The sequence below is a fragment of the Methyloversatilis universalis EHg5 genome, assembly GCF_000378945.1.
Taxonomy (GTDB): domain Bacteria; phylum Pseudomonadota; class Gammaproteobacteria; order Burkholderiales; family Rhodocyclaceae; genus Methyloversatilis; species Methyloversatilis universalis_A.
The window spans coordinates 1,346,037-1,359,273 of sequence record NZ_KB900539.1 but is presented as its reverse complement, the minus strand read 5'-3'; the positions used below and the strand labels follow the sequence as shown (position 1 = coordinate 1,359,273).

11 protein-coding genes are annotated in these 13,237 nt (G+C 66.1%); 3 read left to right on the top strand and 8 right to left on the bottom strand.

What is annotated here, in order from left to right:
• Positions 1-27: 27 nt before the first annotated feature.
• Positions 28-660 carry an RlmE family RNA methyltransferase gene (locus METUNV2_RS0106315; protein WP_018228645.1) on the bottom strand — a complete coding sequence of 211 codons (633 nt, stop codon included), beginning with the start codon at positions 658-660 and terminating at the stop codon, positions 28-30.
• A gap of 34 nt (positions 661-694) precedes the next feature.
• Here METUNV2_RS0106315 and yhbY point away from each other — a divergent pair, with 34 nt between their 5' ends.
• Positions 695-1,150 carry a ribosome assembly RNA-binding protein YhbY gene (gene yhbY, locus METUNV2_RS0106310; RefSeq protein ID WP_018228644.1) on the top strand — a complete coding sequence of 152 codons (456 nt, stop codon included), beginning with the start codon at positions 695-697 and terminating at the stop codon, positions 1,148-1,150.
• 39 nt (positions 1,151-1,189) lie between these two features.
• On the opposite strand, the gene greA is transcribed toward yhbY, so the two are convergent.
• The 6 genes from greA to METUNV2_RS0106280 all read right to left on the bottom strand — a co-directional run bounded on the left by greA (position 1,190) and on the right by METUNV2_RS0106280 (position 10,322).
• Positions 1,190-1,663 (bottom strand): transcription elongation factor GreA, encoded by a 474-nt coding sequence (greA, locus tag METUNV2_RS0106305; protein ID WP_018228643.1) that lies wholly within the window; start codon positions 1,661-1,663, stop codon positions 1,190-1,192.
• Between the two features lie 5 nt (positions 1,664-1,668).
• Positions 1,669-4,884 (bottom strand): carbamoyl-phosphate synthase large subunit, encoded by a 3,216-nt coding sequence (gene carB, locus METUNV2_RS0106300; protein ID WP_018228642.1) that lies wholly within the window; start codon positions 4,882-4,884, stop codon positions 1,669-1,671.
• 86 nt (positions 4,885-4,970) lie between these two features.
• Positions 4,971-6,113, bottom strand: a complete 1,143-nt coding sequence (carA, locus tag METUNV2_RS0106295; RefSeq protein ID WP_018228641.1) for a glutamine-hydrolyzing carbamoyl-phosphate synthase small subunit — start codon at positions 6,111-6,113, stop codon at positions 4,971-4,973.
• Between the two features lie 189 nt (positions 6,114-6,302).
• Positions 6,303-8,921, bottom strand: a complete 2,619-nt coding sequence (locus tag METUNV2_RS0106290) for a PAS domain-containing hybrid sensor histidine kinase/response regulator (protein WP_018228640.1) — start codon at positions 8,919-8,921, stop codon at positions 6,303-6,305.
• A gap of 77 nt (positions 8,922-8,998) precedes the next feature.
• The gene (gene dapB, locus METUNV2_RS0106285; RefSeq protein ID WP_018228639.1) at positions 8,999-9,796 is read right to left on the bottom strand and encodes a 4-hydroxy-tetrahydrodipicolinate reductase; all 798 of its coding nucleotides are present in this window, start codon (positions 9,794-9,796) and stop codon (positions 8,999-9,001) included.
• Between the two features lie 58 nt (positions 9,797-9,854).
• Complete coding sequence (locus tag METUNV2_RS0106280) at positions 9,855-10,322, bottom strand: outer membrane protein assembly factor BamE (protein ID WP_018228638.1); 468 nt, start codon at positions 10,320-10,322, stop codon at positions 9,855-9,857.
• 103 nt (positions 10,323-10,425) lie between these two features.
• On the opposite strand from METUNV2_RS0106280, the gene fur reads away from it, so the two are divergent.
• Together fur and METUNV2_RS0106270 are read left to right on the top strand one after the other, a co-directional pair.
• Positions 10,426-10,869: a ferric iron uptake transcriptional regulator gene (gene fur, locus METUNV2_RS0106275; RefSeq protein WP_008058261.1), complete on the top strand. Its 444-nt coding sequence runs from the start codon at positions 10,426-10,428 to the stop codon at positions 10,867-10,869.
• Between the two features lie 59 nt (positions 10,870-10,928).
• Complete coding sequence (locus tag METUNV2_RS0106270) at positions 10,929-11,492, top strand: TMEM165/GDT1 family protein (protein ID WP_018228637.1); 564 nt, start codon at positions 10,929-10,931, stop codon at positions 11,490-11,492.
• A 72-nt stretch (positions 11,493-11,564) separates the two neighbouring features.
• Here METUNV2_RS0106270 and recN read toward each other — a convergent pair whose 3' ends face one another.
• The gene (recN, locus tag METUNV2_RS0106265; protein ID WP_018228636.1) at positions 11,565-13,220 is read right to left on the bottom strand and encodes a DNA repair protein RecN; all 1,656 of its coding nucleotides are present in this window, start codon (positions 13,218-13,220) and stop codon (positions 11,565-11,567) included.
• Positions 13,221-13,237 lie beyond the last annotated feature (17 nt).

Sequence of the window (13,237 nt, the reverse complement as noted above, 5' to 3'; positions counted from 1 at the left end):
ATATCTTCCGGCCCGAAAGCGCCGGTTTCAGGCGGTCGGTTCACCCCGTCTGCCGCGACACAGAAGATACACCTCTGCACTGCGATCGCGGGAACTGTCGGGCTTGCGCACCGCCACCGTCGTGAAAAGTTGTTCCATTTCACGCCGCAGTTCATCGAAACCCGACCCCTGAAACACTTTTACGAGCATGTCGCCGCCGCTCTTGAGGTGTTCACGCGCGAATTCGAGCGCAAGTTCGAGCAGATGGATGGAACGCGCCTGATCGGTCACCGCAATTCCGGACAGGTTGGGGGCCATGTCGGATAAAACAAGGTCCACGCGGCGGCCTTCCAGCGATTCGACCAGTTCGGCCAGCGGCTCGTCCTCGCGGAAATCACCGAGGATGAAGCGCACGCCGTGCACCGGTTCCATCGGCAGTAGGTCGATCGCCACCACTTTGCCGGACGCACCGACCTTCTTCGACGACACCTGAGACCAGCCGCCAGGGGTGCTGCCCAGATCGACCACCACCTTGCCCGGACCGAGCAGACGGTCCTTGTCGTCGATCTGCATCAGCTTGAAGGCGGCACGCGAACGGAAGCCCTGGGCCTGCGCCTGCTTTACATAAGGGTCGTTGATGTGGTCATGTACCCACTGCCGGCTGGTTTTGTTCTTGGCCATGACTTAGACTTGCGCGCCTTTCTGGAAGAACGCCATGTTGACCCTGACTCCTGATGAACGCCGTGCGCTGCGCGCACAAGCCCACCCGCTGAAGCCGGTCGTGATGATCGCGCAGAACGGGCTGACCGCTGCGGTACTGAAGGAAATCGAACTGGCGCTCAAGTCGCACGAACTGATCAAGGTACGGGTGTTCGACGCCGAGCGCGAACAGCGCGATGCCTGGCTGGCCGAAGCCTGTGAAACGCTGGGTGCGGCCGCCGTGCAGCGCATCGGCAAGATTCTGGTGCTGTACCGCCCGAACCCTGAGTTGCACAAGGCCGCCGAAGCCCCCAAGACGGTCCGCAAGACACCGGCCAAGGCCGGCGCGAAAGCATCGGCCGACCGCCCGGGCAAGCCGGTACCCACCCGCAGCACGCCGGGCAAGCCGGTGGCCAACCGCCGTGGCGTAGCCCGCAACAGCACCAAGCCGCGCAGCCGCCCGGCACGCTGACCCGGGTTCGCCACCCTGCGGTGGCGCACCCCGTCCGCTTCAGATGTAACGAACGTCCACCACTTCGTATTCGCGCACGCCGCCCGGGGCCTGAACTTCAGCCACGTCGCCGGCGTACTTGCCGATCAGCGCACGCGCAATCGGCGAATTCACCGAAATCATGCCCGCCTTCAGATCGGCCTCGTCGTCACCGACGATCTGATAGGTCACCGGCTTGCCGGCGTCCACGTCTTCCAGATCCACGGTCGCACCGAACACGATGCGGCCGTCGGCGTCGAGCGCCTTCGGATCGATGATCTGGGCGTTCGACAGCTTGCCTTCGACTTCGGCAATGCGGCCTTCGATGAAGCCCTGACGCTCCTTCGCCGCGTCGTACTCGGCGTTTTCGGACAGATCGCCGTGCGAGCGCGCTTCGGCGATCGCTGCGATGACGGCGGGACGATCCACGGTTTTCAGTCGGTGCAGTTCAGCCTTGAGCTTTTCAGCACCGCTGACGGTAAGGGGTACGCTCATGTCTATCAGTTGATCTGCGCGTGCAGGTCCTGCAGCGCATAGGTTTCAAGTTGGGAAATGCGCATGCCCGCACACGCGGCACGCGCCCCTTCGACGGTGGTGAACAGCGTGACCCGGCTGGCGAGCGCGCTGGTCCGGATGGAGCGCGAGTCGTTGATCGCCGAGCGCTTCTCATCCACCGTATTGACGATGAAGGTGATTTCATCGTTCTTGATCATGTCCACGATGTGCGGACGGCCTTCATTAACCTTGTTCACCGGGGTGACCGGCAGGCCGGCTGCAGCGATGGCGGCCGCAGTACCGCGGGTAGCCACCAGCGTGAAGCCCAGTTCGTGCAGTTCGCGCGCCACCTCGATCGCCTTGGCCTTGTCGGCCGGCTTGACCGAAATGAAGGCGCGGCCGCCGGTGGGCAGGCGCACGCCAGCGGCGAGCTGACTTTTGACGAAGGCTTCGCCGAAAGTACGGCCGACGCCCATCACTTCGCCGGTGGACTTCATCTCCGGGCCAAGTATGGTGTCTACGCCCGGGAACTTGACGAAGGGGAACACCGCTTCCTTCACCGAGTAGTACGGCGGCACGATTTCGCCGGTCACGCCCTGATCGGCCAGCGAACGGCCAGCCATGCAGCGCGCGGCGATCTTGGCCAGCGGCAGACCGCAGGCCTTGGACACGAAGGGCACGGTGCGCGACGCGCGCGGATTCACTTCCAGCACATAGACCGTGTCGCCTGCAGCGCCACGCTGGATCGCGAACTGCACGTTCATCAGGCCGACCACGTTCAGGCCGCGCGCCATCAGTTCGGTCTGGCGGCGCAGTTCGTCGCACAGTTCCGGCGTCAGCGAGAACGGCGGCAGCGAGCAGGCGGAGTCGCCCGAGTGCACGCCGGCCTGTTCGATGTGTTCCATGATGCCGCCGATTATGACCTGGGAGCCGTCAGAGAAGGCATCCACGTCCACTTCGGTGGCGTCGTTCAGGAAGCGGTCCAGCAGCACCGGCGAATCGTTGCTCACCTTGACCGCCTCGCGCATGTAGCGCTCGAGGTCGGACTGCTGATGGACGATTTCCATCGCGCGGCCGCCCAGCACATAGCTCGGGCGCACCACCAGCGGGTAGCCGATTTCGGCCGCCAGGCGCACCGCCTGGTCTTCCGCCCGCGCGGTGCGGTTGGGCGGCTGCTTCAGACCGAGGTCGTTCAGCAGCTTCTGGAAGCGCTCGCGGTCTTCCGCGGCGTCGATCATGTCCGGCGTGGTGCCGATGATGGGCACGCCATTGGCTTCGAGATCACGCGCCAGCTTCAGCGGCGTCTGGCCGCCGAACTGCACGATGACGCCAACCGGTTTCTCGATGGCGACGATTTCCAGCACGTCTTCCAGCGTCAGCGGCTCGAAGTAGAGGCGATCGGAGGTGTCGTAGTCGGTCGACACGGTTTCCGGGTTGCAATTGACCATGATGGTTTCGAACCCGTCCTCGCGCAGCGCGAGGGCCGCGTGCACGCAGCAGTAGTCGAATTCGATGCCCTGACCGATGCGGTTCGGACCGCCACCCAGCACCATGATCTTGCGCGCCGAGGTCGGGTTGGCTTCGCACTCCTCTTCATAGCTGGAGTACATGTAGGCGGTGTCGGTCGCGAACTCGGCCGCGCAGGTATCCACCCGCTTGAACACCGGGCGCACGCCCAGGGTCTGGCGGTGCAGGCGCAGCGCGGTTTCGTCGCACTGGAACAGCTTGGCCAGACGGCGGTCGGCGAAGCCCTTGCGCTTCAGGTCGCGCATGGTCGCGGCGTCGACGCTCTTCAGGCTGCGGCCGAAGAAGGCGCGCTCGGTCAGGATGATGTCCTCGATCTGCGCCAGGAACCACGGATCGATCTTGGTCAGCTGGTGCAGTTCGTCCAGCGTCATGCCGTTGCGGAAGGCCTGACCGACGTACCAGATGCGCTGCGGGCCGGGCAGCGCCAGTTCGCGCTCCATCTCGTCCTGGTCGGTCTCGACCTCGTCGAAACCGTAGACGCCCACTTCGAGGCCGCGCAGCGCCTTCTGCATCGACTCCTGGAAGCTGCGGCCCATGGCCATCACTTCGCCCACCGACTTCATCTGGGTGGTCAGGCGGTCGTTGGCCTGCGGGAACTTCTCGAACGCGAAACGCGGAATCTTGGTGACCACGTAGTCGATCGACGGCTCGAAGGACGCCGGCGTGGCACCACCGGTAATGTCGTTCTTCAGCTCGTCCAGCGTGAAGCCGACCGCCAGCTTGGCGGCGATCTTGGCGATCGGGAAGCCGGTCGCCTTGGACGCCAGCGCCGACGAACGCGACACGCGCGGGTTCATTTCGATCACGATCATGCGGCCGTCGGCCGGGTTGATCGAGAACTGCACGTTCGAGCCGCCGGTATCGACGCCGATCTCGCGCAGCACCGCGATCGAAGCGTTGCGCATGATCTGGTATTCGCGGTCGGTCAGCGTCTGCGCCGGTGCCACGGTGATCGAATCACCGGTGTGCACGCCCATCGGGTCGAGGTTTTCGATCGAGCACACGATGATGCAGTTGTCGGCGCTGTCGCGCACGACTTCCATCTCGTATTCCTTCCAGCCGAGCAGCGATTCCTCGATCAGCAGCTCGTTGGTCGGCGAAGCTTCGAGACCGCGCTTGCAGATCTCGACGAATTCCTCGTGGTTGTAGGCGATGCCGCCGCCACTGCCGCCCATCGTGAAAGACGGACGGATGATGGCCGGGAAGCCGATGGTGGTCTGCACCTGCAGCGCCTCTTCCATCGAGTGTGCGATGCCGGAGCGGGCCGAACCGAGGCCGATCTTGGTCATCGCCTGCTTGAACTTCTCGCGGTCCTCGGCCTTGTCGATCGCTTCCTGCTTGGCGCCGATCAGTTCGACCTTGTACTTGTCGAGCACACCGTGGCGGGCGAGGTCGAGCGCGCAATTCAGCGCGGTCTGGCCACCCATCGTGGGCAGCAGCGCGTCCGGGCGTTCCTTCTCGATGATCTTCTCGACCATCTGCCAGGTGATCGGCTCGATATAGGTCACGTCGGCCATGCCGGGGTCGGTCATGATCGTGGCCGGGTTGGAATTCACCAGCACGACGCGGTAACCCTCTTCACGCAGCGCCTTGCAGGCCTGGGCGCCGGAGTAGTCGAACTCGCAGGCCTGGCCGATCACGATGGGACCGGCGCCGATGATCAGGATGGATTGGATGTCTGTACGTTTGGGCATTTGTCTGTGAGGGGCTAGGGATCAGGGGTCAGGGATCAGGGTGAAATTTCCGGGCGGCTGCGCCACCCGCATGCTTTCCCTAGACCCTAGCCTCTGGCCCCTTTCCCCTCCTCCATCATCTTCACGAATCGATCGAACAGATAGGCCACGTCGTGCGGACCGGGGCTGGCTTCAGGGTGACCCTGGAAGCAGAAGGCCGGACGGTCGGTCCAGGCCATGCCCTGCAGGCTGCCGTCGAACAGCGACACGTGGGTCACACGCACATTGGCCGGCAGCGTGGCCGGATCGACCGCGAAGCCGTGATTCTGGCTGGTGATGAGCACGCGGCCGGAGTCGTTGTCCTTGACCGGGTGGTTGGCGCCGTGGTGGCCGAACTTCATCTTCAGCGTCTTCGCGCCGGCGGCCAGGCCCATCAGCTGATGGCCCAGACAGATGCCGAAGGTCGGAATCCTGCGGTCGAGGAAAGTGCGGATGGCCGAAATGGCGTAGTCGCAGGGTTCCGGGTCACCCGGGCCGTTGGACAGGAACACGCCGTCCGGATTCATCGCCAGCACCGTTTCGGCCGGCGTCTGCGCCGGCACCACGGTCAGGCGGCAGCCGCGGCTGGCCAGCATGCGCAGGATGTTGCGCTTGACGCCGAAATCGTAGGCCACCACGTGGAAAGGCGTGGCGTCCGGCTTCACGAAGCCCTGGCCGAGTTGCCACTCGCCCTCGGTCCATTCGTAAGGCTGGGTCGCGCTCACCACCTTGGCCAGATCCATGCCGGCCAGACCGGCGAACTCGCGCGCCTTGGCCACGGCTTCGGCGGCATCGACCTTGCCCGCCATCAGACAGGCACTCTGCGCACCCTTCTCGCGCAGCAGGCGGGTGAGCTTGCGGGTATCGATGTTGGCGATGCCGGGAATGCCCTGCTCGCGCAGGTAGGCATCCAGCGTCTGGTGACTGCGGAAATTGGACGAACGCAGCGGCAGGTCGCGGATGACCAGGCCGGCAGCGAATACGCGGCCAGCTTCAACGTCCTCGACGTTTACGCCGGTATTGCCGATGTGCGGATAGGTCAGCGTGACGATCTGGCGGGTATAGCTCGGATCGGTCAGGATTTCCTGATAGCCGGTGAGCGCGGTGTTGAACACCACTTCGCCGGTCGTGACCGTTTCCGCCCCTATGCTTTTGCCGTGAAAGACCGTTCCATCGGCGAGTGCAAGCAGCGCGGGCGCATGGGCGGACACGTTTAACTCCTGAATTGCGAATCTGGGGGACGGTGACGCGCACGCGCCACATATGCGAAGCGGGAGGCGCCGTTTTGGGCACCTCCCGCTGATCAATTCATTATAGCCTGACGGTGGTGCGGCGCGCAATTTCGGTGCGCACCGGTCGCCGTGGCAAGCCCGCCAGAACGGGGCGATTCCGGCGCCGGATCAGGCGATGACCGAACCTCGACCGGCCACCAGCGCCTCGCCCAGCCGCGCCAGCTGCAGGTCGGCGTCGCGGTGCAGACCGGCCAGTTCGCCGCTTTCGCCGGCCCGTGCCGCCTCTTCCAGGCGAGATACGCTGAATTCGGTGCCGCTGGCGCCAAATACCGACAGCGAACCGCGCAGCCGGTGACCGATGCGGGCCACGATGTCGCAGTCCTGACCGTGCACGCCCACCGCCAGCGTGCGGCGCAGCTCCGGCAGTTCGCCGAGGAATACGTCGATCACCCGCAACACCATGGCGCGATCGCCCTCCAGCGTTTCCAGCGTGTGCGACAGGTCGATCACCGGTTCGGGCGCCTCCGGCGGCCATTCGGCAGACAGATGGCTGTGGCCGGCATTGCGCATCAGGCCATTGATGTCGGAAATCGCGGTGTGCATCATCCCGGCGCCGGCTTCATCGTCCGGCCGATCGAGCACGCGTTCGAGCGCCGCCAGCAGATCTTCCGCCTTGACCGGTTTGCTCACGTAATCGTCCATGCCTTCGTCCAGGCACAGCTCGCGGTCGCCCTTCATCGCGTTGGCGGTCATCGCGATGATGGGCAGGTGCTGCACATGGTCGGTATCCACCACCCAGGAGCGGCGCTGTTCGCGCGCGCGGATGGCGCGGGTGGCTTCGATACCCCCCATCACCGGCATCTGCACGTCCATCAGCACCGCGTCGAAGGACTCGCGGTCGATCAGATCCAGCGCTTCCTGACCGTTGTTGGCGACCGACACCTTGAAGCCGGCGCGCTCCAGCGTGCGGACCGCAACCAGCTGGTTCACCGGATTGTCTTCGGCCAGCAGCACATGCCTGACCGTGGCGCCGCCCAGCCCGGAATGGACCAGCGAGCGCTCGATGTCCAGGTCGCCGATGGTGAGCGCGAAATCGTCCAGTTCGTGCGCGCCCTCGTCCGGCTGGCTGCTCAGCGCATCGGTCAGCGCAGTCGCCAGTTCGGCAGCCGAGAAGGGCTTGTGCAGACGGCCCCGCACACCGAGCGAGCGCGCCAGCGCATTGTCCGCCGCCTGGTTGGCACCGCTGAGCATCATGACGACCCGGTTGAGCCGGTTCGGTCCTTCGCAGAAGCCGGACACGAAATCGAATGCATCCTCGTCCGGCAGCGTGCGATCGACCATCAGGATGTCGAACGGACGGCCACCGTCATGCGCCTGCTTGAGCGCCTGCCGCGCCGCCTGCACCGAGCCGACCGCGAGCGCCGAAGCGCCCATGTCCCCCAGCATGGCGGCCACCGCGCTGCGGCTGGGCGGATGGTCCTCGATCAGCAACACCCGCAGCCCGGGGAATCGCTGGAAATACGGCGACAGACCGGCCGCTTCGAGCACCCGGCAGCGCATCGTGAAATGGAAGGTCGATCCCTGGCCCGGCGTGCTTTCCAGCCACAGCCGGCCACCCATCAGCGAAACGAGGCGGTTGCAGATGGCCAGCCCGAGGCCGGTGCCGCCAAAACGGCGGGTGGTCGAGGTGTCGGCCTGGGCGAATGCCTCGAACACCAGAGCCTGTTTGGCGGCATCGATGCCGATGCCGGTATCGCGTACCCACAGATGCAGTTCGGCCTGCTCCCCTGCGGCCGACGGCACACCGACCGCTTCGCAGCCGATTTCGATCTCGCCGCGCCCGGTGAACTTGACCGCGTTGCCGACCAGATTGACCAGGATCTGGCGCATGCGGCCGGGGTCGCCCAGCACGCGCCGGGGCAGATCGGGCGCGATGCGGCAATACAGCTCCACACCTTTCTGCTGCGCGCCGATAGCCAGCCCGCGGGCCGCATCGCTGACCAGATCGGCCGGCACGCACTCGACTTCCTCTATCGCAAGCTTGCCAGCCTCGATCTTCGAGAAATCCAGGATGTCGTTGATGATGACCAGCAGCGCGTCGGCCGAGGTCTTGATCGCATGCACGTATTCGCGCTGTTCGCTGTCCAGCGAGGTGTCCTGCAGCAGCGCCGACATGCCCATGATGCCGTTCATCGGCGTACGGATTTCATGGCTCATATTGGCCAGGAAGTCGCTCTTGGCGCGGCTGGCGGCTTCTGCCTTCTCCTTCGCGCGCAGCAGTTCGACTTCGGCCTGGCGCCGGGCGTCGAGCAGACCGAGCAGGCCGGACACGCTGACCACCCGGCCGCGCTCGTCACGTTCGGTGGCGGTGGATTCGATGCGCAGCCACAGCACCTCACCGTCGGCACGCCGCAATCGCAGGTCGAAGGCGGGCTGTGCCGCCGCGCCGGCCAGCCGGTCTTCCAGCCATTTGTCGAAACCGGCGACGTCGTCCTCGTGCACGATGTCGCGCCACACCGCCAGCAGTTCAGGCAGTTCGGCCTGGCTGTAGCCGAGCGACTGCCGGAATTCGGAGGGTACGGCAAAGCGTGCGGTGGCCGGCTCCCACTGCCAGGCGTGGCGGGAGGCGTCGGGTTCGCTGCCCGCCTCAACCAGCCGCTCAACCTCACGGAGCGCCGCTGCCAGCGCAGCTGGCGCAGGGCCGGTGGCGAGCCAGTCGGCCACCGACCGGTCATCGGTGGCCGTCAGACCGATCTGCTGCAGCAGGGATGACAGCGAGGGGTGCATGGACGAGGGTAAGAAACTCCAGCCCCAATTAACGACGCACCGTGCGCCGACTGTAGCCGGCGCACCCTGGAAACAGCTCAGCGCAGACCGAGCACGTCCTGCATGTCGTACAGGCCGCTGCTGCGATCGACCAGCCAGCGCGCCGCGCGCAGGCTGCCCAGCGCATAGGGCATGCGGCTGGCCGCCTTATGGGTGATTTCGACCCGCTCACCGATGCCGGCGAACAGCACGGTGTGATCGCCGACGATGTCACCGCCACGCACCGTGGCGAAGCCTATCGTGCTCGCTTCGCGCTCGCCGGTATGACCTTCGCGACCGTAGATCGCACAGTCGGCCAGCGAACGGCCGAGCGCATCGGCCACCACTTCACCCATGCGCAGCGCGGTGCCGGACGGAGCATCCACCTTCATCCGGTGATGGGCCTCGATCACCTCGATGTCGTAGCCGCTGTTCAGGATGCGCGCGGCGACATCCAGCAGCTTGAACACCGCATTGACGCCGACCGCCATATTGGGTGCGAACACGATGGCCAGTTCCTTCGACGCCTCGGCCAGCTGGGCGCGCTGCGCCTCGCTGAAGCCGGTGGTGCCGATGATCATCTTGACGCCCAGGCGCTTGCAGATGTCCAGATGGGCCAGCGTCGCTTCAGGGCGGGTGAAATCGATCAGGAAATCGGCGCCGGCCAGCGCCGCCTCGACGTCGCCGCGGATAAGCACGCCGCTTTTCACGCCCAGGAAGGCACAGGCGTCCTCGCCGATGGCCGGCGAGTCCGGACGGTCGAGCGCCGCAGCAAGCTGGGCGCCTTCATCGCGCGTAGTGGCTTCGATCAGCATGCGGCCCATGCGGCCAGATGCCCCCGCGATCGCAATGCGCATCGGTGACATGAAATCCTTTCGGTTCGCAGGAAGGGCGCCCCGGGCGCCCGATGGAGATTTACTTCGCCTTGTCCGGCGCCGCGACCTCGGACAGGTCGAGCGTACGGGTGCGCTGTTCAGGCGGCTGGATTTCGCCGTCTTCCGCCGCCACCACGTCGCCACCCACGCTGACCAGCTTGTCGTCCTCGAAATAGACGATGAGGCGGCGCTGCTGGGTGTCTTCCGGCTTGTTGCCCGGCTTGAAGAAATACACGTAGTCCCAGCGGTCCGGGTGGAACACGTCGGCCAGCATCGGCGTACCGAGCAGGAAGCGCACCTGTTCGCGGCTCATGCCGGCCTTGAGCTGGCCCACCATTTCCTGGGTAACGAGGTTGCCCTGGCGGATGTCGATGCGGTAGGGATTGAGCTTGCTCACCACGTCGAGCGAATCCGGCACCTCGAAACTGCTGCAACCCGCGATCAGCGGAACGAGGGCGACGCAGGCGCGACGGGCGGTGACAAGGCGAACCAGGGGGGCGAAGGACATCGCGGCAGGACTCGAATGAAGATCGGACGGCCGGCGCAGCACGCCGGGCCGGACACGAAAGTCTATATTATAGCGACCTTGCCAATGCCTCCAGGCGACCCGGATGAGCGCAAATTCCCAGAACCTGAAAAACATCGGGCTCAAAGCCACGCTGCCGCGACTGAAGATACTCGAGCTGTTCCAGCGCGCAGACGTACGCCACATGAGCGCGGAAGACGTCTACAAGGCGCTGCTGCAGGAAGACATGGACATCGGTCTGGCCACGGTCTACCGCGTGCTGACCCAGTTCGAGCAGGCCGGCCTGCTCGAACGCCACTTCTTCGAATCCGGCAAGGCGGTGTTCGAACTGAACGAAGGTCACCACCACGACCATCTGGTGTGCATCCAGTGCGGCAAGGTGGAAGAGTTCTACGACGCCGAAATCGAGCGTCGCCAGATCAAGGTGGCCAAGGAACGCGGCTTCACGGTGCATGACCACGCGCTCACCATCTTTGCCGACTGCGCCACCGACGACTGCCCCAACCGCCGCAAGACGCTGCGGGGCTGAGCCCCCTCCTTCAAAGCCTCTGATTCAGGGCCGACCGCGGCCCGCCACTGCCCCGCCCCATGGACGCACTGATCGCTTCGACCGCGCTGGTCGCGCTCGCCGAAATCGGCGACAAGACACAGCTCCTGTCCTTCGTGCTGGCCGCGCGCCTGCGCCGGCCGCTGGCCATCTGCCTCGGCATTCTGGTGGCCACCGTACTCAATCACGCACTGGCTGCCTGGCTGGGTGCGCTGGTCGCATCGGTGCTGTCGCCCGACGTGCTGCGCTGGATCGTCGGTCTGGCGTTCATCGGCTGCGGCCTGTGGGCGCTGGTGCCTGACAAGCTGGAAGAAACCGAAGTGCGCAGCGCGCATGGCGTATTCCTGACCGCCACGCTGCTGTTCTTCATGGCCGAAATGGGCGACAAGACACAGCTGGCGACGGTGGCGCTAGGCGCCCGCTTCGAGCACGCCTTTGCCTGGGTGGTCACCGGCACCACGCTGGGCATGATGATCGCCAACGTGCCGGCGGTGTATATCGGTCAGAAGCTGGCCGAGCGGCTGCCGGTGAACTGGATACGACGCATCGCGGCCGGTCTGTTCGTCGCCACCGGCATCGTCACGCTGGCGGTCAGCGCCGCCTGAGCGCAGCGGACAGTCTGCCGTGGCTGCGTCCGCGAGGCCCGGCTCCGGAGGTCCGGACCCGGTGTTCGAGGTTCATGGACCCAGCATTTCCCGCGCATGCGCGCGGGTGGTGTCGGTAATCACCTCGCCGCCCAGCATGCGGGCGATCTCATCCACCCGGGCGCCGGCATCGAGCTGGGTGACCGCACTGCGGGTCTGGCCGTTGTCGCTGCGCTTGGCGATGGACCACTGCCAGTGCGCACGCGCCGCCACCTGCGGCAGATGGGTGACGCACAGCACCTGACGCGCCTCGCCCAGCCGCGCAAGCTGACGGCCGACCACCTCGGCCACGCGGCCGCCGATGCCCACATCCACCTCGTCGAACACCAGCGTCGGCGTGCCGCTGCGTGCACTGGCGATCACCTGTATCGCCAGACCGATGCGCGACAGTTCGCCGCCGGACGCCACCTTGGCCAGCGGTGCCAGCGGCTGGCCCGGGTTGGCAGCGACCTGGAATTCGATGTCCTCCAGCCCGGCGGCGGAGGGCAGTTCGCGCGGCTGCAGCACCACTTCGAAGCGACCGCCCTGCATGGCCAGTTCCGACATCGCTGCGGTGACCGCCCCGGACAGCTGGCGCGCCGCCGGTGCGCGGGCCGCGGACAGTGCCTGCGCAGCCTGCACGCAGGCTGCCAGCGCGGCGTCACGCGCCGCCGCCAGCGCAGCCGGATCGGATTCCAGCTGCAGCTGTTCCAGCCGGGCGCGGCTGTCCGTCAGCAACTGCGGCAGCCCATCCGGCTCGACCCGGTGCTTGCGCGCACAGTCCAGCACCGCCGCGATCCGCTCGTCGGCGCGCGCCAGCGCCTGCGGGTCGGCGTCGATGCGGTGAGCGTAGGTGCGCAGCGCCCGCGCCGCCTCGTCCACCTGGGTCGCGGCAGATTCGATCAGGCTGCGACATTCAGCCAGCGAGGCGTCATAGGCCTCCAGCCGGCCGAGCAGCGCCGCGACGTGCGCGAGCTGACCGTCGAGCGCGGCGTCGCCCTCCTCGATCAGCGCCAGCGCTTCGGCCGACCCTTCCAGCAGCTGGGTGGCATGCGCCAGCCGGCCGTGATCCTGCTGCAGTTCGGCCCAGGCCAGGGGTTCGAACGCCAGCGCCTCCAGTTCCTCGACCAGCCACTGCAGCCGTTCGCGTTCGCGTGCGGCCGATTCGCTGTCCTGCAGCGCGCGCGCCAGCGCCTGTTCACGCTGCTGCCATTCGCGATGCAGCCGGCCGACCGCCGCCACCTGCGCGGTCAGTCCGGCGTGCTGGTCGAACAGCGCCCGCTGAGCGGATTCGCGCATCAGCGCCTGGTGCGCGTGCTGGCCGTGGATGTCGATCAGCAGCCCGCCCAGCTCTTTCAGCTGGGCCACGCTGGCCGGCGCGCCATTGATGTAGGCGCGCGAACGGCCGCCGGCGTCGATGACGCGACGGGCGATCACAACGCCCTCTTCCGGCTCGAAATCCTGTTCCCGCAGCCAGTCGCCCAGTGCGTCATTGCCGGCACAGGCGAATTCGGCGGACAGTTCGGCGCGCTCGCAGCCGTTGCGCACCACCGACGCGTCGGCACGGCCGCCCATCAGCAGGCCAAGCGCATCGATCAGGATGGATTTGCCGGCGCCGGTCTCACCGGTCAGCGCACCGAAACCGGGCGAAAAATCGAGCTCCAGCCGATCGACCAGAATGAAATCGCGGATGAATAGACGTTCGAGCATGAAACCCCGGCAGGAAA

Bases quoted from the DNA above. Each gene is read 5' to 3' on its own strand.
- greA (WP_018228643.1), bottom strand. From the start codon at position 1,663: ATGAGCGTACCCCTTACCGTCAGCGGTGCTGAAAAGCTCAAGGCTGAA.
- METUNV2_RS0106315 (WP_018228645.1), bottom strand. From the start codon at position 660: ATGGCCAAGAACAAAACCAGCCGGCAGTGGGTACATGACCACATCAAC.
- METUNV2_RS0106270 (WP_018228637.1), top strand. From the start codon at position 10,929: ATGGACGCACTGATCGCTTCGACCGCGCTGGTCGCGCTCGCCGAAATC.
- METUNV2_RS0106280 (WP_018228638.1), bottom strand. From the start codon at position 10,322: ATGTCCTTCGCCCCCCTGGTTCGCCTTGTCACCGCCCGTCGCGCCTGC.
- fur (WP_008058261.1), top strand. From the start codon at position 10,426: ATGAGCGCAAATTCCCAGAACCTGAAAAACATCGGGCTCAAAGCCACG.
- dapB (WP_018228639.1), bottom strand. From the start codon at position 9,796: ATGCGCATTGCGATCGCGGGGGCATCTGGCCGCATGGGCCGCATGCTG.
- carB (WP_018228642.1), bottom strand. From the start codon at position 4,884: ATGCCCAAACGTACAGACATCCAATCCATCCTGATCATCGGCGCCGGT.
- recN (WP_018228636.1), bottom strand. From the start codon at position 13,220: ATGCTCGAACGTCTATTCATCCGCGATTTCATTCTGGTCGATCGGCTG.
- yhbY (WP_018228644.1), top strand. From the start codon at position 695: ATGTTGACCCTGACTCCTGATGAACGCCGTGCGCTGCGCGCACAAGCC.
- METUNV2_RS0106290 (WP_018228640.1), bottom strand. From the start codon at position 8,921: ATGCACCCCTCGCTGTCATCCCTGCTGCAGCAGATCGGTCTGACGGCC.